The sequence below is a fragment of the Kitasatospora sp. SUK 42 genome, assembly GCF_015776785.2.
Lineage (GTDB): Bacteria > Actinomycetota > Actinomycetes > Streptomycetales > Streptomycetaceae > Kitasatospora.
The window spans coordinates 746,564-765,777 of the sequence record NZ_LFMD02000003.1 but is presented as its reverse complement, the minus strand read 5'-3'; the positions used below and the strand labels follow the sequence as shown (position 1 = coordinate 765,777).

Below are 19,214 nucleotides of genomic sequence, written 5' to 3'. Positions count from 1 at the left end.
GCAGCAGACCCGGGCCCGGCACAACACCCGCGGGCCCCGCAGACAGGCGAATCGGCGAGGCAATGACGCAAGCGGCGCTCACGCACCCCCCGGCGGCCCCGGCCCCCGCCGACCCTGCACCAGAGGCCCCGCGCGGGCTGCTGCGCAGGGTGACCGACCACTCCGGCTGGCTCGGCCCGATCGCCGTGGCGCTCTTCGCCGGCCTGCTGCGGTTCTGGAACCTCGGCTACCCCAATGCCTTCGTCTTCGACGAGACGTACTACCCCAAGGACGCCTGGTCCCTGCTCCAGCAGGGCTACGAGGGCACCTGGCCCGACCACGCCAACGCCGACATCCTGGCCGTCCCGCAGACCGTCCCGCTCGGCTCCGCGCCCGAGTTCATCGCCCACCCGCCACTCGGCAAGTGGGTGATGACGATCGGCGAGCAGCTGTTCGGACTGCACCCCTTCGGCTGGCGGTTCATGACCGCACTGCTCGGCACCGTCACCGTGCTGATGCTGGCCAGGATCGGCCGCCGGCTCTTCGGCTCCACCCTGATCGGCTGCACCGCCGCCCTGCTGATGTCCGTCGACGGCCTGCAACTGGTGATGAGCCGGGTCGGCCTGCTCGACGGCATCCAGATGTTCTTCGTGCTCGCCTCCTTCGGCGCCCTGCTGATCGACCGCGACCACGCCCGCGCCCGCCTCGCCGGGGCGACCGACGGCGACCTCGTCCGGCTCGGGCCGCGCCCCTGGCGGATCGCCGCCGGGGTGCTCATCGGAGCGGCCTGCGCGGTCAAGTGGAACGGCGCCGTGATCCTGGCCGCCTTCGGCATCCTGACCGTCCTGTGGGACCAGTCCGGCCGCCGCGGCGCCGGAGCCCGCCGCCCCTGGCGGTCCATGCTGCGCCGGGACGCGGTACCCGCCTTCCTCTCCATGGTCGGCTCCGCCGTGGTGGTGTACGTCGGCTCCTGGAGCGGCTGGCTGGCCACCGGCGGCAACGGTGGCGGCGGCTACGACCGGCACTGGGCGGACGGCCGCGCCGGGCTCTCCCCGGACCACGTGCTCGGCATCCCGCTGCCGCAGGTCTCGATGAGCTGGGTGCCCGCGCCGCTGCGCAGCCTGTGGCACTACCACTCGCAGATGTACGACTTCAACACCGGTCTGAGCACCCCGCACACCTACCAGTCCAACCCCTTCGCCTGGCTGGTCGACGGCCGCCCGGTGTCGATGTACTGGGAGCAGGTCCCGAACGGGACGCGCGGCTGCACCTCCTCCGGCGGCTGCGCGGCGCAGATCCTGGGCCTGGGCACCCCGCTGCTGTGGTGGGCCGCCTGCTTCGCGCTGGTCTACCTGCTGTGGCGCTGGTTCTTCCGCCGGGACTGGCGCTCGGGCGCCGTGCTGTGCGCGGTGGCCGCGATCTACCTGCCCTGGTTCCAGTACCAGGAGCGGACGATCTTCTCCTTCTACATGGTCGTGCTGGTGCCCTTCCTGTGCCTGGCCGTCGCCCAGATGCTCGGTGCGATGCTCGGCCCGGCCGGTTGCACCGCCGAGCGCCGCCGCTACGGTGCGATCGGGGCCGGGCTGATCGTGCTGGCGATCGTCGGCTGCTTCGCCTTCTTCTACCCGCTGTACACGGCGGAGGTGATCCCGATGTCGTCCTGGCAGGACCGGATGTGGTTCACCAGCTGGATCTGATGGCTTCCTCGGCGGCATCGGTGTTCTCAGCGTTCCCGGCGTTCCCGGCGTCCCCGGTGCCCTCTGCGTCCTTGGCGGCTTCGGGTGGCCAGCTGCTGCCCGTCACCCCGGTGCTCGGGGTGGTCACCGCGCTGCTGCTGCTGGCCGGCGTGGCGGTGGCCGGCTGGGGGCTGCTGGGCCACGGTCGGGCGGTGGCCCGGGCCGGGCTGCGCGCGGTGGTGCAGCTGGCCGCCGTCGCCGCGGTGATCGCCTGGGTGGTGGGTTCGCTCTGGTGGTCCGCGCTGTTCGTGCTGCTGATGTTCACGGTCGCGGTGCGCACCGCCGGGCGGCGGATGACCCCGGGCCCCGGCTGGGTCTGGGCGGCCGCCCCGATCGCCGCCGGGGTGCTGCCGGTGCTGGCCCTGCTGCTGGGCGTCGGGCTGCTGCCGCTCAAGGGCCTGTCGCTGATCCCGGTCGCGGGCATCCTGATCGGCGGCGCGCTCACCGCCACCTCGCTGGCCGGGCGGCGCGCCCTGGACGAGCTGCGGCAGCGGCGCGGCGAGGTGGAGGCGGCGCTGGCGCTCGGCTTCGAGGAGCGGGACGCGCGGCTGGAGATCTGCCGTACGGCGGCCGCGACCTCGCTGGTTCCGGCGCTGGACCAGACCCGTACGGTCGGGCTGGTCACCCTGCCCGGGGCCTTCGTCGGCATGCTGCTCGGTGGTGCCTCGCCCGTCCAGGCGGGGGCGGTGCAGCTGTTCGTGCTGGTCGGGCTGCTGGCGGTGGAGTCGGTGGCGATCGTGGTGGTGCTGGAGCTGGTCGGGCGGGGGCTGGTGACGGCGGGGGAGCCGGGCGCGGTCGGGTATCCTGGGGCGCGTTGAAGGGGAGTAGCCCTCCACCGGACCGTCGACATACTGGCCCTCACGGGCCCGGCGCCCGGGGCACCCGATCCGATCGGACGGTGCCGGCGAGACCTTCGGCCGCAGTGCTGTGATCATGACCAGTGCTGCCGGTCCGAAGCGTCCCCTGACGGAGCCGCGGCGCACCGGCGGCCCGACCGAGGGACCCCACACGATGAGTTTGACCGTTGCCGCGCTGACGTTCGGCATCATCTTCCTGGCCGAACTGCCGGACAAGACCGCGCTGGCCAGCCTGGTGCTCGGCACCAGGTACCGCGCGAGCTACGTCTTCGCGGGCATCGCCGCCGCCTTCGCGCTCCAGGTGGGCCTCGCGCTGGTCGCCGGGCACCTGCTCTCGCTGCTGCCGCACCGCTGGGTGGAGGGCGTCACCGGCGCGCTCTTCCTGGTCGGCGCGGGGATGCTGCTGTTCCACGGCGGCGGGGACGAGGACGAGCACGCCGCCAAGGAGCCGTCCTCGAACAGCTTCTGGAAGGTGGCCGGGGCCAGCTTCGTGGTCGTCGCGATCGCCGAGTTCGGCGACCTGACCCAGATCATGACCGCCAACCTGGCCGCCAAGTACGCGGACCCGCTGGCCGTCGGCCTCGGCTCCTGGCTGGCGCTCTGCGCGGTCGGCGGGATCGCCATCGTGGGCGGGCAGAAGCTGCTCAAGCACGTGCCGATGAAGCTGATCATCCGGGTGGCGGCGGCGATCATGGTGGTGCTGGCCGGGATCAGCATCTTCGGGGCGATCACCGGCTGACGGCTGGGCCGGAACGGGCCGGGCGGGAACAGGCCGGGCCGGAACGGGCAGAGCGGGAACGGGTAGGGCCGGGGCGTCGTCCGGCCCCGGTCAGCAGCCCTGGTCGGAGGTGAGGGCGGCCTGGGTCTTGGGGCCGTAGACGCCGTTCTCGCCCCTGATCCGGTTGTCGCGCTGGTAGCCGCTGAGCACCGACTGGGTCCAGTAGTCGAAGGTGCCGGAGACGATCGACTTGTCGACGAATCCGCATTCGGCCGCGTAGAGCCGCTGCTGCATGTCCTTGACGTCGGGGCCGCTCATCCCGAGTTGGAGGAGGCGCGGGGTGGGGGTGGGCGTCGGTGTGGGGGTCGGAGTGGGGGTGGGGGTCGGCGTCGGGGTCGGCGTGGGGGTGGGCGTCGGCGTGGGGGTCGGAGTAAGCGTGGGGGTGGGCGTCGGGGTGGGCGTCCGGGCCGGGGTCGGCCGGTGGGTGGGCGTCGGCGCCGGGCTCGGCGGCTGGCTGGTCGGCGGGGCGCTCGGGACGGGCACCGCCTCGGTGGACGGGTCCGCCGGGGCGGGCGCCAGCGTGACGGCCGGCAGCGTCGGCTCCTGCTTGGCGGTCGGGGTGGAGGACGGCGTCACCGCGTACGCGACGCCGATGACGAGCGCCACCAGGGCGGCGCCGACCCCGCCGATCAGCACCTTGTGCTGGGCGAGCGGGCTGCGCTCGGCCTGCTCGGCCGCCCGCCGCGCGGCCCGTCCGCCGACGGGCTCGGGCCCGGCCGGGGTCAGCTCGAACGGGCCGTCCTCGGCCGGGGGCGGCGGCGCCGCCGCGGGCGGGTACCCGCCCGGGCCGGTCGGCGGTGCGGGCGGAGACATGAACGGCGACATGGGCGGCAGCACAGTGGTGGCGTACGCGTCGGCGTCCGGCCCGAGCGGCGGCTGCACCGGGGGCAGCACGGTGGTGGCGTAGGCGTCCGCGTCCGGCCCGAGCGGCGGTTGTGCGGGCGGAGGCAGCGGCGGCTGCCCGGGGGCGACCGGTGGCAGGACGGTGGTCGCGAACGGGTCGACCGGCGGGGCCTGCGTCGGCGGCTGGTCGGCGACCTGGTCGGGCGACTGCGGCACGTACGGGCGGACCAGTGGCGGGCCCTCGACGTGCGGGAGGACGGCGGTCTCGGCGAGGCTCGGGTCCGGGACGCAGCCGCACCCGGTCGAGCGTGCGGTGCCGCACGTCGGGCAGTGCTGGTCCGGCATCGGCCGGCCTCCTCGGTGTCGCGGTCGGGTCGCGGTGGCTCCCGGGCCGGTCCCGGGCGCACGATCGCGCCTGATTATGCAGGACGGTCCTGGGGGTGGACAGGGGCGTCCGGACCCCGGCGGGGGTGTTGTGCCGGTTGGTGGCGGTTGGCTCCCGATGAACAGCCGGGGTGCGGCGGATGTCCCGGTTGCTTACGTTCGGCTCAACCGGGCGGCGCGAACCGGGACATATCTGCCAGCATGGTGAGCTGGGAGTGATCATCCGCACGGGCCCCGGTGATGGCGGCCCGCGACCCTACGGAGACGTCATGACGGACCCGCTCGCCGCGTCCGACCGGAGCCCGGCGAACCCTCCCGGCCCGCCGGAGGTCACCGTTCCCAACCTCTGGGTGCCCATCGGCGCCCTGCTGCTGGCGATGCTGCTCGCCGCCCTCGACCAGACCATCGTCTCCACCGCGCTGCCCACCATCGTCAGCGACCTCGGCGGGCTGGAGCACCTGTCCTGGGTGGTCACCGCCTACCTGCTGGCCTCCACCGCCGCCACCCCGCTGTGGGGCAAGCTCGGCGACATGTACGGCCGGAAGCGCTTCTTCCAGGCCTCCATCGTGATCTTCCTGCTCGGCTCGGTGCTGTGCGGAATCGCCCAGAACATGGGCGAGTTGATCGCCTTCCGCGCTCTCCAGGGCCTCGGGGGCGGCGGCCTGCTGGTGCTCTCCCAGGCGATCGTCGGCGACCTCGTCTCGCCCCGGGACCGCGGCAAGTACCAGGGCCTCTTCGGCGCCGTCTTCGGCGTCACCAGCGTGCTCGGGCCGCTGCTGGGCGGGCTGTTCGTCGACCACCTCAGCTGGCGCTGGGTCTTCTACATCAACCTGCCGATCGGCGTCGTCGCCCTGGTGGTGATCGCCGCCGTGCTGCACGGCCTGGAGGTCCGGCGCGAGCACCGGATCGACTACCTGGGCACCGCGCTGATCGCGGCCGTCGCCACCTGCCTGGTCCTGATGACCTCGCTCGGCGGCGTCACCTGGGCCTGGAACTCCTGGCAGATCGTCGGCCTGGGCGTTCTCGGGCTGGTGCTGCTGCTCGCCTTCGTCCTGGTCGAGCGCGCGGCCGTGGAACCCGTCCTGCCGCTGCGGCTGTTCCGCTCGCAGACCTTCAGCCTGGTCGCGGTGATCTCCTTCGTGGTCGGCTTCGCGATGTTCGGCGCGCTCACCTACCTGCCGACCTTCCTCCAGGTCGTCCAGCAGGTCTCGCCCACCACGTCCGGCATCCACATGCTGCCGATGGTGCTCGGCATGCTGTTCACCTCGATCGGCTCCGGTCAGATCGTCGCCAGGACCGGTCGCTACCGGATCTTCCCGATCGTCGGCACGGCCGTCACCACCGTCGGGCTGCTGCTGCTCTCCCGGCTGGACGAGCACACCGGCACGGCCGAGATGAGCCTCTACTTCCTGGTCTTCGGCCTCGGACTGGGCCTGGTGATGCAGGTGCTGGTGCTGATCGTGCAGAACTCGGTCGACTACCAGGACCTCGGTGTCGCCACCGCCGGCGCCACCTTCTTCCGCTCCATCGGGGCCTCCTTCGGCGTCTCCATCTTCGGGACGGTCTTCGCCGGCGGACTGCGCGGGCGACTGGCCGAAGCACTGGCCGGACTGCCGCTGCCGCCGGGCTTCCGGCCGGAGTCGATCACCTCCGACCCCCGGCTGATCGCCCGGCTCCCGGCCGCCGCCCGGGCCGGGGTCTACCACGCCTACGCCGAATCGATCACCCGGGTGTTCCTGTACGCCGTGCCCGTCGCGCTGCTCGCCTTCGTCCTGTCCCTGTTCCTGCGCGAGCAGAAACTGCGCTCCACGGTGACGGCTCCCGACCTCAGCGAGTCCATCGGCCTCAACCCGGTGCAGCGCACCTCGCTGGACGAGATCGCCCGCGCGCTCTCGGTCCTGAGCACCCGGGAGGCCCGGCGCGACCTCTTCCGGCGGATCACCGCCACCGCCGGGCTCGACCTGCTGCCCGCCTCCAGCTGGCTGCTGCTCCAGATCCACCACCACGGCTCGGCGGAGCCGGCCGAACTCGCCGAGCGGCGGATCATCCCGTTCGCGGTCATCGAGGAGGCGGTGCGGGAGGTGGAGGGCCGGGGCCTGGCCGCCCGGACCGGCGGCCTGCCGCTGCGGCTCACCGAACCGGGGAAGGAGGCGGCGCTGCGCCTGGTCGAGGCCCGGCGCACCCAGCTCGCCGCGCTGCTGGGGGACTGGGACGAGCGGCAGCACACCGAGCTCGCCGACCTGCTCACCCGGCTCAGCTCCACCCTCTGCGCCGACCTGCGGGACCGGCCGGACCCGACCGGGCCCGAGCCGCCGTACCGGGGGGAGGGGCGGTCGTTCTAGCCGCTCCTGCAAGGCACCTGCTCCGACAGCCGGTTGACGGCCGCGGTGAGCGCCGGACCGGTGATGAACGTCGCGACGGCCGAGGGCTCGCCCTCGGCCGTCGCCGCTCGGTGTGCTCGGCTACTGCTGGTCCTCGATGTCGTCCTGCAGATCGTCCAGGTTCTGCTGGCCCTGCTGCTTGGCCTGGGCGGCCTTCTGCTGGGCCTCGTCCTGCTGCGGTTGCTGCCGGCCGAGACGCTGCTTGGCCTCCTCCTCCGCCTGCTGCGCCTTGTCCCTGAACTTGTCACCGATACCCATGACCGCTCCTACGTTCCTCGGGTTTGGGTCTGAATCCAGGCTTGCACTCCCGCTCCCGCCCTGCACGTCGACCATCCGCCACCGACCGTGACCGGCTCGCCGTGGATCACCCGAGCCGCCAGGTGTGAGGTGTAGGAGACTGCTGCCCGTACGCAACAACCGGGCCGGCGGCCGCACCCGCGACCCCGGCGGAGCAGAAGGAGCGGCATGTCCGTCGTCAAGATCAACGTGCTGACGGTCCCGGCCGAGCAGCGCGAGGTGCTGGAGAAGCGCTTCGCCTCGCGTGCCGGCGCGGTGGAGAACTCGGACGGCTTCGAGTGGTTCGAGCTGCTCCGCCCGGTCGAGGGGACCGACCAATACCTCGTCTACACCCGCTGGCGCAGCGACGAGGACTTCCAGGCCTGGATGGAGGGCCCGATGAAGGCGGCCCACCAGCACGGCGGCGAGGGCGAGGCCCCCAAGCGCCCGGCCGCCTCCGGCTCCACGCTGTGGTCCTTCGAGGTCGTCCAGTCGGCGGGCCCGAAGGCCTGACGGTCAGGCAGGGCGAGCGGCGCGTCCCGGGTTCACCGGGGCGCGCCGTTCGTCGTCGTGCGGGGCCGTCAGTCGTCAGGCGGAGGCGGCGTGGAGGACTTCGCGCAGGCCCGGGACGGTTTCGCGCTCGGCGCGCCAGACGAGGCGGAGGTGGAGGGGCGGGGTTTCGAGGGGGAGGCGGATGAGGGTGCCGGCGGTGAGGTGGTCCTGGACGGCGAACTCGGGGAGGAGGGCGATGCCGAGGCCCTGCTCGGCGCAGGCGCGGGTGACGGCGACGCCGCCGGTACGGATGCGTTCGACGTCGTGGCCGAGCAGGCGTTCGCCGGCGAGCCAGAAGGAGCAGGCGGGGCTGTTGACCAGGAGGCGCTGGCCGCGCAGGTCCTCACGGGTGAGCGTGGTGGCGCGGGCGAGGGGGTGGGCCGGGGAGGCGACCAGGGCGAGCGGGACGTCCCGGAGGTCGAGGTGGTCGAGCGGGGCGGGCGGGAGGTAGAAGCCGAGTTCGCCGAGCGGGCCGGCGGTGTCCAGGATCAGCGCGGCCTCCAGCGCCCCGGCGGCGACTCCGCCGAGCAGACCGTCCCGGGCGGTGTCGGTGTGCAGGGAGACGTCGAGGTCCGGGCGGCGTTCGGCGAGCCGGGCGAGGACGGCCGGCACGTGGGTGGCGGCGATGGTCTCCAGGGCGCCGAGGCGCAGCCGGGCGCGGGCGGAGACCACCTCCCGGCGCGCCTGGTCGGCCTGGTCGAGCAGCTTGCGGGACCACGGCAGCAGCCGTTCGCCGGCCGGGGTGAGGGCCATCCCGCGCGGCGCCCGGTCGAACAGGTCGGTACCCAGGCTGCGTTCGAGGGTGCGGATCTGCTCGGAGACGGAGGACGGTGCGAGGCCGAGCGCCACGGCCGCGGCGGTGACGGTGCGGTGGGCGACGACGGCCTCGAAGACGCGCAACTGACGAAGTTCCACCGGTTTCCCCGACTCTCCGACTCCCTGAAGCGCCCATGCTCCCAGTGCTGCGGGACAGCGTACGGGGGCGTTCGGTGAGTCCGAACGGTTCGTCAGGGATTGCCGCAGCCGGGTGGCGGCGGTCACGCTCCCGAAAACGGATGGACAGGACGGCCGACGCCGATGAGATCATCACGCGATGAGCACCACCATCATCATCAGACGGGTACGGACCGAGGACTGGGCGCGGGTCAGGGAGATCCGGCTGGACGCGTTGCAGGACCCGGTCGCGGCCATCGCCTTCCTGGAGACGTACGAGCAGGCGGCCGCCGAGCCCGACGAGTTCTGGCAGGACCGCGCCGCGAGGGCCGCCGAGAGCCTCTCCGTGGGCCAGTTCATCGCCGAGGCCGCCGACGGGCGCTGGCTCGGTTCGATGACCGCGCTGGTCGAGCGGCCCGGCGGGGAGGGGGCCCTCGAAGGCGACGTCATCGACGTCCCGCAGACGCACATCGTCGGTGTCTACGTCCGCCCCGAGGCGCGGGGCACCGGGCTGGCGCACGACCTCATCCGGGCCGCCCAGGAGTGGTCGTGGTCGCTCACCGAGCCCCGGATCGAGCGCGTCCGGCTGTTCGTCCACGAGGACAACGCCCGCGCCCGGGCGATGTACGTCAGGGCGGGCTTCGAGCCCTCCGGCGTGGCACTGCCCGTCCCCGGCCACGGCACGGGCCGCGAGATCGAGCTGGCGGTGCTCCGGGGCGAGTCGCAGCCCACGGGTTAGTCGGCGAGCGTCGGCTCCGGGAAACCCGCCGAAAAAACTTTCGCGAACAGCGATGAGTTCTCGACGCGGCCCCGGTCTACCCCTGTGAAAGCGACACCGCAACGACGGAGGAGACACCGAGATGACCGAGAACCTGGGCGAGCTGACCATCACCCGCGAGCTGCCGGGCACCCCCGCCGCCGCGTTCCAGGCGTACATCGACCCGGAACAGTTCGTCCGCTTCTGGGGCCCGGCCGGCACCCATGTCCCGCTGGACACCGTGACCATCGAGCCGAAGGTCGGCGGGCGCTACGACAGCACCATGGTCGTCGATGCCACCGGCGACCGGTACCCGCTGAAGGCCGAGATCACCGACCTCCGGCCCGGCGAGTTCTTCGCGATGCTGGTGGAGGGCACGGGCATGCGCTCCACCCTCACCTTCACCGACCTCGGCGACGGCCGCACGCGGGTGGTGCTGCACCAGACCGAGGTGCCGGCGATGTTCCGCGGCCCGGAGGCCGAAGCTGGCCTCAACTCCAGCTTCGACCGTCTGGTCGAGCACCTCGCCGACCGGCCCTGACCCCCGGCGTCGTACCGGAGAGCGCGGCCGTGTGCGGGCCAAGTCCCGCACGCCCCTTGGAGCGCCGGCGGGCGCCGTCACTCCTCTGCGAGGATCGTGTGGCGGGCCTTGTCCCAGACGAGGGCGGCGGCGATGCCGTCCTGGAGGGTGTGGGCCGGGGCCCAGCCCAGCAGGGTCCGGGCGCGGTCGATGACGGGGTAGGCGCCGGCGTTGTCGCCGGGGCGGGCGTCGGCGAGGTGGTGGGGGAGCGGCTCGCCGGTGACGTCCTCGAACGCCCTGATCAGTTCGAAGACGGTGGTGCCGTTGCCGGAGCCGAGGTTGATCGGCAGGTAGCGGGGGCCGGTCCCGGGCACGACGGTGTCGAAGCGGCGCACCGCGGCGATGTGGGCCGCGGCCAGGTCCCAGACGTGGACGTAGTCGCGGATGCCGGAGCCGTCGCGGGTGGGCCAGTTCGTGCCGGTGACCGGGAACGGCTCACCGGCACGGTAGCGGTTGATCATGACGCCGAGGGCATGGGTCGGTTTGGTGGTCTGGAGACCGGTGCGGAGCTTGGGATCGGCGCCGATCGGATTGAAGTACCGCAGGGTGATGGCCCGCAGGTCGGTACCGCCGGTGACGTCCTCCAGCGCGCCCTCGAAGGCCGCCTTGGTACGCGCGTACGGGGACAGCGGCTTGAACGGAGCGTCCTCGGTGATGGCCTGGCCGGCGTCGTAGACCGAGGCCGAACCGGAGAAGACGAGCCGGTGGCAGCCGTTGCGCAGCAGGTGGGTGACCAGGGCCAGGCCCTTGGTGACGTTGGCGTGGTAGTAGCCGAGCGGGTCGGCCACCGATTCGGGGACGACGATCCGGGCGGCACAGCCGATGGTGGCGTGGATGTCCGGGTGGTCGCGGAAGACGCGGTCGACCAGGTCGCCGTCGGCGATGTCGCCCCGGTAGAAGGTGCGGCCGGCGACGAACTCGGGGCGCCCGGTGGACAGGTCGTCCAGGATCACGGGCTCGATGCCCTCGTCCAGACAGGCGCTGGCGATGGTGGACCCGATGAACCCGGCACCGCCGGTGATGAGAACCTTCACGGCCTCCCCCAAATCGGTTGATCTTCCGACGAGTTGGAATGTGGCGCGCAGCGTAGCAGCGATCGGCACCGGCGGTCGCATTCGCCCTGGGTGGCCTGCGTGTCATGGGTGGCAGGCCGGTGGAGACGGCGGATCGGGGACCTTGTGCGTGCTCGGCGGGCCCGACCGCCCACCGGCCCGGCGCGATCGGCCGGGTCGGCGGGCGGCGTCCCGTGGTTCGGGAGGTCCGTGCCGGGGATGGGATCAGTTGCGCATGAGGAGCGAGCCTCCCAGGCCGCTGCAGTATTCCTTGCTGTAGTAGGTGGTGTGGAAGCCGGCCGGAACGGGCTGGTACGGGCACATCCACAGGCCCTGTTTGGCCAGCACCGTGTACCAGGCTCCGATGCCGCCGTTGCACATGGTGTCGCTGTGGTAGATGTTGACGTACCCGGGCTGGAACGGTGAGCCCGCGCAGGTCCAGATGCCGTCCTTGACCTTCTGCATGTACCAGGCGTCGATGTTGTCGCAGCCCATGCCGTTGGGGTAGTGCTGGGTGAGCACGTACCCGGGCGGCTGCGGCGAGGTGCCGCAGGTCCACAGGCCGTCGATGGGCAGCCGCATGTACCAGGAGTCCATGCCGTCGCAGCTGTTGCGCGTGTGGCCGGAGAGCACGTAGCCGGGCGGGATCGGCGAGGTGGCGCAGGTCCAGATGCCGTCCTTCACGGGTGTCTGGAGCCACATGCCGGCTCCGTTGCACCCGGCCATGTGCGCGACGAGGACCCAGCCGGGAGGGACGGGCGTCCCGTTGCAGATCCACCCGACCACCGGCCCGGCGCTGGGGGCGGCTGCGGCGGCGGGGTCGGATACGGCGCTGGGGTCGGATATGGCGGCGGGCGCGGTGGCGGGTGCGGTGGCGGGTGCGGCACTGGCGGTGCCGGCGGCGGTGCCGGTGAGGACGGCCGCCAGCAGGGCGACCACCCCCACCAGGGCGGCGAGCCGACCCCGGAGGGGCGCGAACGAGGGACGGTCCAGCAGTCGGTGATGCCTTCTGATCACTTCACACCAGTCCAATCGGAAGGTCCGTACGACCCCGAACGATCATGGTCGCATGGGGCCGGGTTGTGGAGCTGGTGTGAGCGTAGACATACTTGGAACGCTCCAAAAGACTGCGTCATGGACACACCGACAATTTGGCCGGAAATATCCGTAGTGCGCCGCCAATCCCCTTTGTCCGCGCCCCAGTTGACGGCGTCCCGATGGGATTCCGCCCTGGTTCGCCTCGGAGTGCTACGGCCGAGCTTCCCGGGCGCTCGGTGGTGACTCCGTTCCTCGCACAGGGCCGCGCCCCGGGCTCGCGGAGCCTGGGGCACGCGGTCTTGTGCGCGTTCGCGCCGCCCTAATGGGTGGTGTGAGTTGGAGATTGACGGTCAGTTACGGCGTTACGGCGTGTGGCCGGCCCGTGGCCTTCGCCGGGCAGGTGTGTTCGGGCTGCTAGCGCTCCGGCGGCGGCCGGAAGTCGACCGGGGCGTCGAAGGCGGCACGGCGCGTCGTACGGCGTAGGGCGCGCAGGACGGGGGTGCCGAGGGTGAAGCAGAGGACCACGGTCAGCGCGGCGCGCGGCAGGTCCCAACCGAGCGACGTGGTCAGGCAGTAGGCGGCGAAGCGGACCAGGTTGGCGGGTAGCGGATCACCGGGGACGAAGGAGACCGAGCCGGCCATGCCGCCGATGTACGGCCAGCCCTGGAGGTTCATGATCGTGCCGTACAGGACGGACGACAGTGCGCCGTAGGCGGCGAGCAGAGCGAGTTCGCGGCGGCCGCGCAATGTGGAAGCGCCGGGCAGCAGGCCGGCGCCGAGGCAGACCCAGCCCATGGCGAGCATCTGGAACGGCAGCCACGGCCCGACCCCGCCCGTGAGCAGCGCGGAGGCGAACATCGACAGCGAGCCGAGCACGAAGCCGAAGCCGGGGCCGAGCACCCGTCCCGCCAGGACCATCAGGAAGAACATCGGGTCCAGGCCCGCCGTCCCCGCGCCGAGCGGGCGCAGGGCGGCACCGGCGGCGGCCAGGACGCCCAGCAGGGCCACGGACTTGGCGTCCAGCCCCGGCGCCCCGCCGCCCGCCGAGCGGCCCTCGGAGATCTGGGCGATGACGACGGCGAGGAGGAGGGGCAGGAGCAGGGCGAACAGCCAGGGGGCGTCCACGGAGTGGCCGACCAGGGCCGACTTGGTGGAGGCGAGCAGGGGCCAGCCGAAGGCCGTCACGCCGACGGCCGAAACGAGGAGGAGCGCCATGATCGAGCGGCGCCCCAGCGGTACGGGACGGTTGCTCATACGCCCAGCGCCTCCGCGCCCAGCGCCTCCGCGACCTGCCCGACGGTGAGCCACGGCCCCGGCGCGAGCACCTTGGCGACCTGTGGGGCGAACGTCGGCGAGGAGACGACGACCTCCGCCGTCGGGCCGTCCGCGACGATCTCGCCCTCGGCGAGGATCACCGTGCGGTGGGCGAGTTCGGCGGCGAGCTCGACGTCGTGGGTGGCCAGCAGCACGGCGTGGCCCTCGGCCGCCAACGCGCGCAGGATCTCCACCAGCCGGGCCTTGGCCGCGTAGTCCAGGCCGCGGGTCGGCTCGTCGAGGAGCAGCAGCGGGGGCCGGGCGGTGAGCACGACGGCGAGCGCCAGGGTGAGCCGCTGGCCTTCGGAGAGGTCGCGAGGGTGGGTGTCGTCGGCGATGCCGGGTAGCAGACGTTCGACCAGGGCGCGGCAGGTGCCGGGAGCAGCCTTGGCGTCCGCGTCCGCCGAGGCGCATTCGGCGGCGACCGATTCGCCGTACAGCAGGTCGCGCGGGTCCTGCGGGACGAGGCCGACCTGGCGGATCAGCTCGGCGGGGCGGGTGCGGTGCGGGGTGCGGCCGCCGACGGTGACGCTGCCGGAGGCGGGGGCGTGCAGGCCGACGAGGCCGCCGAGCAGGGTGGACTTGCCGGCACCGTTGCGGCCCATCAGGGCGGTGATCTCGCCGGGGTGGAGCGCGAGGTCCACCCCGCGCAGGGCCTGGACCGGGCCGCGCCGGACGGCGAGGCGGTCGGAAACGGCGATCGGGGCGCCGTCCGGAGCCGAGGCGGCAGCGGGCACCCGGCCGTCCAGCGACGCACGCAGCGGCGCCGCCTTGCGCCGGGCGTCGCGGACGGACAGCGGCAGCGGCCGCCACCCCGCGAGCCGCCCGAGGCCGACCACCGGCGGGTGCACCGGCGAGTGGGCCATCACCTCGGCCGGTTCGCCGAGCACGGGTGCCGCGCCGGGGGTGAGCAGCAGCACCTGGTCGGCGTACTGGACGACCCGCTCCAGCCGGTGCTCGGCCAGCAGCACGGTGGTGCCGAGGTCGTGCACCAGCCGCTGGAGCACGGCCAGCACCTCCTCGGCCGCGCCCGGGTCGAGTGCCGAGGTGGGTTCGTCGAGCACCAGCACGCGCGGGTGCACGGTGAGCACCGAGCCGATGGCGACGCGCTGCTGCTGGCCGCCGGAGAGGGAGTTCAACGAACGGTCGCGCAGGTCGGCGAGGCCGAGCAGGTCGAGGGTCTCCTCGACCCGGCGGCGCATGACGTCGCCGGGCAGGCCCAGGGACTCCATGCCGTAGGCGAGTTCGTCCTCCACGGTGTCGGTGACGAACTGGGCCAGTGGGTCCTGGCCCACCGTGCCGACCAGGTCGGCGAGTTCGCGCGGCCGGTGTTCGCGGGTGTCCCGGCCGCCGACGGTGACCCGGCCGTGCAGCACGCCGCCGGTGAAGTGTGGCACCAGGCCGCTGACCGTCCCCAGCAGGGTGGACTTGCCGGAGCCCGACGGGCCCACCAACAGGCAGAGTTCGCCCTCGGGGACGGTGAGGTCGACGCCGCTGAGCGCGGGCGCGGCGGAGTCCGCGTACCGTACGGAGACCTGCTCGAAGGTGATCACGATGCCCTCCGGGGCGGGGTCGGGGCGGCGAACGCCGGTACCAGGCCGAGGAGTACGGTCAGCACGGCGGCCAGTGGCAGCACGGGGACGGTCGGCGGGACGACGGTGGGGGCGAAGGCCGCCGGGTCGCTGCCGGAGAGGTGGATGGTGAGCCCGGCCACGGCGGCGCCGGAGCCGGCGGTCAGCCATTCGGGCAGCGCCCAGGGGTCGGGCCGGTAACGGGTCCTGACGGATCGTCGGCTGCCGAGCAGCAGTCCGGCGAAGGCGGCGGCCAGCCCGATCAGCAGGACGGGCAGCGCCCAGCCGGCGCCCCCGGCGGTCAGTAGCCCGTACGCGGCCAGGCAGACCCCGAGCAGCCCGGCCAGGGTGAGCGCGGCGGTCGCCCGGGCGAGCGGGCGCGGGACGTCGGCGGTGCGGCCGAAGCCCCGGGTGTCCATCGCCGCCGCCAGCGCGATGGACCGCTCCAACGCGCCCTCCAGCACGGGCAGTCCGACGCTCAGCACGGCGGCGATGCCCTTGTCGGTGCGGCCGCGCAGGCGGCGTGCGGCGCGCAGCCGGCGGACGTCGGCGACCAGGTTCGGCGCGAAGGTCATCGCCACCACCACGGCCACGCCCGCCTCGTAGAGCGCGCCCGGCAGGGCGCGCAGCAGCCGGGCCGGGCTGGCGAGGGAGTTGGCGGCGCCGACGCAGATCAGCAGGGTGGCCAGCCGCAGCCCGTCGTACAGCGCCGCCAGCAGGCCCTCGGCGGTGACCCGCCCGCCGATCCGCACGCCCTGCGCCCAGGCGGGGAGCGGGACTTCGGGCAGCGTGAACAGCACATGGGTGCCGGGGATCGGCGAGCCGAGCAGCACGGCGAAGACCAGCCGGATGCCGAGCACCAGCAGCCCCAGGCGCAGGAACGCCCCGTACGACCGGGACCAGGGCGCGTCGCCGCGCCGGGCCGCGACCACGTACCCGGCGGTCGCGACGAGCAGCAGCAGGATGGCCGGGTTGGTGGTGCGGGTGGCCGCCGCGCCCAGCCCGAGCGCCCACAACCACCAGGCCCCGGGGTGCAGTTGGCGGGGGCCGGTGGGCGGTCGGGTGCTACGGGCGGTGCTGCTCACGGATCTGTCCTGGGTGGGGGTCAGGGGTTGCGGCGGCGGCGGGCCTGCCAGACGGCGCCGCCGGCGAGGACGGCGACCAGCGCGCCACCGGCGATCAGGCCGACGTTCGGGCCGCCGTCGTGCCCGGCGGACCCGGACGCGGTGCCGGACCCGGACCCGGATCCGGACCCGGTGCCGGTGCCGGTGCCGGTGTCAGGCTGAGCGGCTGCGCCGAGCTGGTCGGCGCAGCCCGCCTTGGGGTAGCCGGCGATGGCGCACAGCACGCCGTTGGTGTCGTACCGCAGCGGCGGGGCGACGGCGGCCAGCACCTCGGCGGAGGTGGCGCGCGGTGTGACGCTGGCGCAGGCCGTCCGCTGCTCGGGCGGCTGCGCGGCGGACGCCCCGGCGTCCTCGGCGGTCCCGAAGTCCAGCAGGACGGCCACTCGCTTGTGCCCGTCCTGCGCGGGCGTGTCCGCGCAGATCACGTCGAAGCGCGCCTCCGCACGGGGCTTCGCGGCGTCCTGTCCGCCGTCGGGGCTGACCGCGAACCGCCAGCCGTCCACCGCGCCGTCCGGCGGCACGGCGACCGCGGGGCCCTGCTGCTGGTACGCCCAGCTCCCGCCCTCGGCCCCGCGCCAGAACGACCAGTACCGGTACCCGGCCGCCTGCGCGGGCGAGGCGGCGCACAGCAGCAGCACCGCGCCGAGCAGGGGGAGGAGCAGCGTGAGGGGCCCCCGCCGCGAGCGGAGCCGGGAGACGGGGGAGGGCACCGAGGGCGAGGACGCCGAGGGCACCGAAGGGAAGGACGCGGGTCGCATCAGAGGTTGGGGTTGCGCTTGCGCTGGAGGCTGAGCAGCAGTCCGCCGCCGACGCCTATCAGCAGCCCGACGATGATCATCCAGTACTGGCCGAAGCCGTCCTTCTTCTTCTCCGCCGGCTGCGCCTCCTCCGACGCGGCGGCGGTGGCCTTCGGGGCCGGGCCGAGGGCGGTGAGCTGGTGGGTCAGGTCGGTGGTGTCGCGCTGGGCGGCCTGGGTGACCAGCAGGAGGTTGGCGGTGGCGGCGGCGTCGGTGCCGTTCTTGGTCCAGGCGGAGCCCTGCTGCTCCAGCCACGCGACGGCGCCGGAGGCCTGGTCGGGGTGGCCGCTCTGGGTGAGGGCGAGGGCGGCCCAGGCGGTGGCGGTGAAGTCGGGCTTCGGCTCGGCGCCCGGGGTGGTGAGGGTGAGGTGCTGGTCGCCCGACGCGAGCTGGCCGGTGAGGTAGTCGCCGACGGCCTCGCCCGCCTCGGCGTGCGGGACGGTGGCGGGCGCGGAGCCGTCGGAGCAGGCGAGGGGGTTGGGCTTCGCGTCGGCCCGCACCGTGGTGGCGACCGGCAGGTGCCCGCCCGCCGCGGCGAGGGCGGCTTGGGCGCTGGCCAGGGCGTTGGGGGCGAGGGCACCGCCGGCGTCCGGCTGGTAGGCGAAGGCGCCGCGCTGGTCGGCGGGGGCGGCGCAGCCGAGCTGGAAGCGGGCGAGGCCGTCGAAGGCGTTCTTCCCGCCCGAGGGCTTGGCGACGCTCGCCGGGTCGGTCCTGGCGGCGAACAGCGCGTTGACGGCGAGCCCGGTGGAGTTGGCGTCGCCCGGGTTGCCGGGGTTGTAGGCCCAGCTGCCGTCGGCGTTCTGGTTGGCCTTGAGCCACTGCACGCCCTTGTCGACGGCGTTCTGGTGCCCGCCGAGGGCGACCAGGGCCTGGATGGCGACGGCGGTGGCGTTGCTGTCCTCGAACTTGGCGTCGCAGGCCGCGCCCGCGGCCCGGTAGGAGGGCCAGCCGCCGTCCTCGCACTGCTGCCCGGTGAGCCACGCGACCGCGGAGTCGGCCGGGGTGATCTTGGCCGCCGTCAGCGCGGTGAGCGCCAGGGACTGCCGCCAGACGCCGTCGTACGTCGGGTCGCTCTTGCCGTACAGGCCGTCCGGGATGGTGGGCGGGGGGACGTCGGCGAGGGCCGGTCCGGCGGCGACGCCGGCGAGCAGCGCGGCGGACAGGGCGGCGGCGCCCAGGCGGGCGGCGGTGAGCATGGTGCGGGTGTGCCTTTCGGTGAGCGGTGTGGCCCGGGCGGGGCCCTTCCGTAGTCCTCGACGGTGCCGGGCGCGGGGCCCGGACTGGCCGCTCGCCCTTCCCCGGGTGCTCCGACTCACCCGGGCCGGGGTCGGCCGGGCTCACGGCTGCGGGGTCAGCGCCGGATTCGCACCGGCTTTCCCCGGGGGAGGAGCGGGATGGAGTTGTGCTGCCCGTCGACTCTAGCCGCCGGACCGTGCCCGGCGGGCCCGGCGGAGCAGGAACAGGTTCCAGTCACAGCGGGCCGACGACGGGCCGGTGCACGGTCAGGGCAGGGAGAGCAGTCGGGCCGCGGTGTGCAGGTCGGCCCGGACCTCGGCGATCGAGGCGCGCCCGGAGAGCCAGGCGACCAGGGCCGAGTGCCAGGTGTGCTCGATCACCCGGACGGCCGCCCGCTGGCTCTCGCTGGGCGGGCCGGACTGGCCGATCGCGTCCAGGATGAGTTGTCCGGTGGCCACGCTGACCCGGTCCACCTCGGCGCCGACCGAGCGGTCCGCGAAGCTGAGCGCCCGCACCATCGCCTCGGCCAGCAGCGGCTCGCGCTGGAGGGCGTGGAAGGCCCGGGTGAGCGCGTCGGCGACCCGCAGGGCCGGCTCCCGGTCGGTCGGCGGGTGCCGCCGGATGTGCTCCCGGAGCCCCTGGAGCTGCTCCAGCATCACCGCGACCAGCAGGTGCACCTTGGACGGGAAGTACCGGTACAGCGTCCCGAGGGCGACCTGCGCGCTCTCCGCGACCTCCCGCATCTGCACCGCCTCGTACCCGCCGCGGGCGGCCAGCGCGGTGGCGGCCCGCAGGATCCGCCGTCGTCGCTCGGCCTGGCGCGCGGTCAGCGGCGGCTCGCCCGGCGGCGGGGAGGTGGGGCTCACGGACGGGGTCGGCGAGGGCAAGGGGGCTCCCGGGGGCGGATGGGCGGCGGAGTGCTCCACAAGGTCGACACGCCGTCGACGGGGTCGGCGTGGCGGGAATCACCAACCCTGGCTCCTGACGGAAAGCTACGGGCCGGTATCTTCGAGGTCTCTCATTGTT

At 73.8% G+C, this 19,214-nt stretch carries 18 protein-coding genes and 1 riboswitch; of the genes, 7 read left to right on the top strand and 11 right to left on the bottom strand.

Translation table 11 applies throughout. From position 1 onward, the window contains the following. Window positions 1-62: 62 nt before the first annotated feature. From RZ50_RS13100 to RZ50_RS13090, 3 genes are all read left to right on the top strand, one after another. Window positions 63-1,676 carry a phospholipid carrier-dependent glycosyltransferase gene (locus RZ50_RS13100; RefSeq protein ID WP_196952562.1) on the top strand — a complete coding sequence of 538 codons (1,614 nt, stop codon included), beginning with the start codon at window positions 63-65 and terminating at the stop codon, window positions 1,674-1,676. Between the two features lie 71 nt (window positions 1,677-1,747). Continuing rightward, the gene (locus tag RZ50_RS13095; RefSeq protein WP_254802471.1) at window positions 1,748-2,533 is read left to right on the top strand and encodes an ABC transporter permease; all 786 of its coding nucleotides are present in this window, start codon (window positions 1,748-1,750) and stop codon (window positions 2,531-2,533) included. Window positions 2,534-2,726: 193 nt separating this feature from the next. Then, the gene (locus RZ50_RS13090) at window positions 2,727-3,311 is read left to right on the top strand and encodes a TMEM165/GDT1 family protein (RefSeq protein ID WP_196952560.1); all 585 of its coding nucleotides are present in this window, start codon (window positions 2,727-2,729) and stop codon (window positions 3,309-3,311) included. A 90-nt stretch (window positions 3,312-3,401) separates the two neighbouring features. Here the strand turns inward: RZ50_RS13090 and RZ50_RS13085 are convergent, their stop codons facing one another. Next, the gene (locus RZ50_RS13085; protein WP_217680527.1) at window positions 3,402-4,538 is read right to left on the bottom strand and encodes a peptidoglycan-binding protein; all 1,137 of its coding nucleotides are present in this window, start codon (window positions 4,536-4,538) and stop codon (window positions 3,402-3,404) included. 308 nt (window positions 4,539-4,846) lie between these two features. Here RZ50_RS13085 and RZ50_RS13080 point away from each other — a divergent pair, with 308 nt between their 5' ends. Then, window positions 4,847-6,919 (top strand): MFS transporter, encoded by a 2,073-nt coding sequence (locus RZ50_RS13080; protein ID WP_196947008.1) that lies wholly within the window; start codon window positions 4,847-4,849, stop codon window positions 6,917-6,919. A gap of 120 nt (window positions 6,920-7,039) precedes the next feature. On the opposite strand, the gene RZ50_RS13075 is transcribed toward RZ50_RS13080, so the two are convergent. Next, window positions 7,040-7,216 (bottom strand): hypothetical protein, encoded by a 177-nt coding sequence (locus RZ50_RS13075; protein WP_196947009.1) that lies wholly within the window; start codon window positions 7,214-7,216, stop codon window positions 7,040-7,042. A gap of 207 nt (window positions 7,217-7,423) precedes the next feature. On the opposite strand from RZ50_RS13075, the gene RZ50_RS13070 reads away from it, so the two are divergent. Continuing rightward, entirely contained in the window at window positions 7,424-7,747 is a 324-nt protein-coding gene (locus RZ50_RS13070) for an antibiotic biosynthesis monooxygenase (protein WP_196947010.1), read from the top strand. A 75-nt stretch (window positions 7,748-7,822) separates the two neighbouring features. Here the strand turns inward: RZ50_RS13070 and RZ50_RS13065 are convergent, their stop codons facing one another. Then, entirely contained in the window at window positions 7,823-8,701 is an 879-nt protein-coding gene (locus tag RZ50_RS13065; RefSeq protein WP_196947011.1) for a LysR family transcriptional regulator, read from the bottom strand. A 178-nt stretch (window positions 8,702-8,879) separates the two neighbouring features. Here RZ50_RS13065 and RZ50_RS13060 point away from each other — a divergent pair, with 178 nt between their 5' ends. Next, complete coding sequence (locus tag RZ50_RS13060; RefSeq protein ID WP_196947012.1) at window positions 8,880-9,458, top strand: GNAT family N-acetyltransferase; 579 nt, start codon at window positions 8,880-8,882, stop codon at window positions 9,456-9,458. Window positions 9,459-9,579: 121 nt separating this feature from the next. Further along, on the top strand, window positions 9,580-10,017 hold the full coding sequence (locus tag RZ50_RS13055) for an SRPBCC domain-containing protein (RefSeq protein ID WP_196947013.1): 438 nt from the start codon (window positions 9,580-9,582) through the stop codon (window positions 10,015-10,017). A gap of 77 nt (window positions 10,018-10,094) precedes the next feature. Here the strand turns inward: RZ50_RS13055 and galE are convergent, their stop codons facing one another. The 8 genes from galE to RZ50_RS13015 form a co-directional block, all read right to left on the bottom strand. Continuing rightward, complete coding sequence (gene galE / locus RZ50_RS13050) at window positions 10,095-11,090, bottom strand: UDP-glucose 4-epimerase GalE (protein WP_308271616.1); 996 nt, start codon at window positions 11,088-11,090, stop codon at window positions 10,095-10,097. 243 nt (window positions 11,091-11,333) lie between these two features. Then, on the bottom strand, window positions 11,334-12,125 hold the full coding sequence (locus RZ50_RS13045) for a hypothetical protein (protein ID WP_196947015.1): 792 nt from the start codon (window positions 12,123-12,125) through the stop codon (window positions 11,334-11,336). A gap of 435 nt (window positions 12,126-12,560) precedes the next feature. Continuing rightward, the gene (locus RZ50_RS13040) at window positions 12,561-13,400 is read right to left on the bottom strand and encodes an ECF transporter S component (protein WP_196947016.1); all 840 of its coding nucleotides are present in this window, start codon (window positions 13,398-13,400) and stop codon (window positions 12,561-12,563) included. Continuing rightward, on the bottom strand, window positions 13,397-15,013 hold the full coding sequence (locus RZ50_RS13035) for an ABC transporter ATP-binding protein (protein ID WP_196947017.1): 1,617 nt from the start codon (window positions 15,011-15,013) through the stop codon (window positions 13,397-13,399). Before RZ50_RS13035 ends, RZ50_RS13040 begins: the two co-directional genes overlap by 4 nt. After that, the gene (locus RZ50_RS13030) at window positions 15,010-16,116 is read right to left on the bottom strand and encodes an energy-coupling factor transporter transmembrane component T (RefSeq protein ID WP_308271615.1); all 1,107 of its coding nucleotides are present in this window, start codon (window positions 16,114-16,116) and stop codon (window positions 15,010-15,012) included. Before RZ50_RS13030 ends, RZ50_RS13035 begins: the two co-directional genes overlap by 4 nt. A 20-nt stretch (window positions 16,117-16,136) precedes the next feature. Further along, window positions 16,137-16,889 carry an SCO2322 family protein gene (locus RZ50_RS13025; RefSeq protein ID WP_308271614.1) on the bottom strand — a complete coding sequence of 251 codons (753 nt, stop codon included), beginning with the start codon at window positions 16,887-16,889 and terminating at the stop codon, window positions 16,137-16,139. 23 nt (window positions 16,890-16,912) lie between these two features. Further along, entirely contained in the window at window positions 16,913-18,148 is a 1,236-nt protein-coding gene (locus tag RZ50_RS13020; protein ID WP_196947018.1) for a prenyltransferase/squalene oxidase repeat-containing protein, read from the bottom strand. A gap of 104 nt (window positions 18,149-18,252) precedes the next feature. Then, a riboswitch (cobalamin riboswitch) is annotated at window positions 18,253-18,331 on the bottom strand. 123 nt (window positions 18,332-18,454) lie between these two features. Further along, complete coding sequence (locus tag RZ50_RS13015; protein ID WP_254802469.1) at window positions 18,455-19,075, bottom strand: TetR family transcriptional regulator; 621 nt, start codon at window positions 19,073-19,075, stop codon at window positions 18,455-18,457. Between the last annotated feature and the right edge of the window lie 139 nt (window positions 19,076-19,214).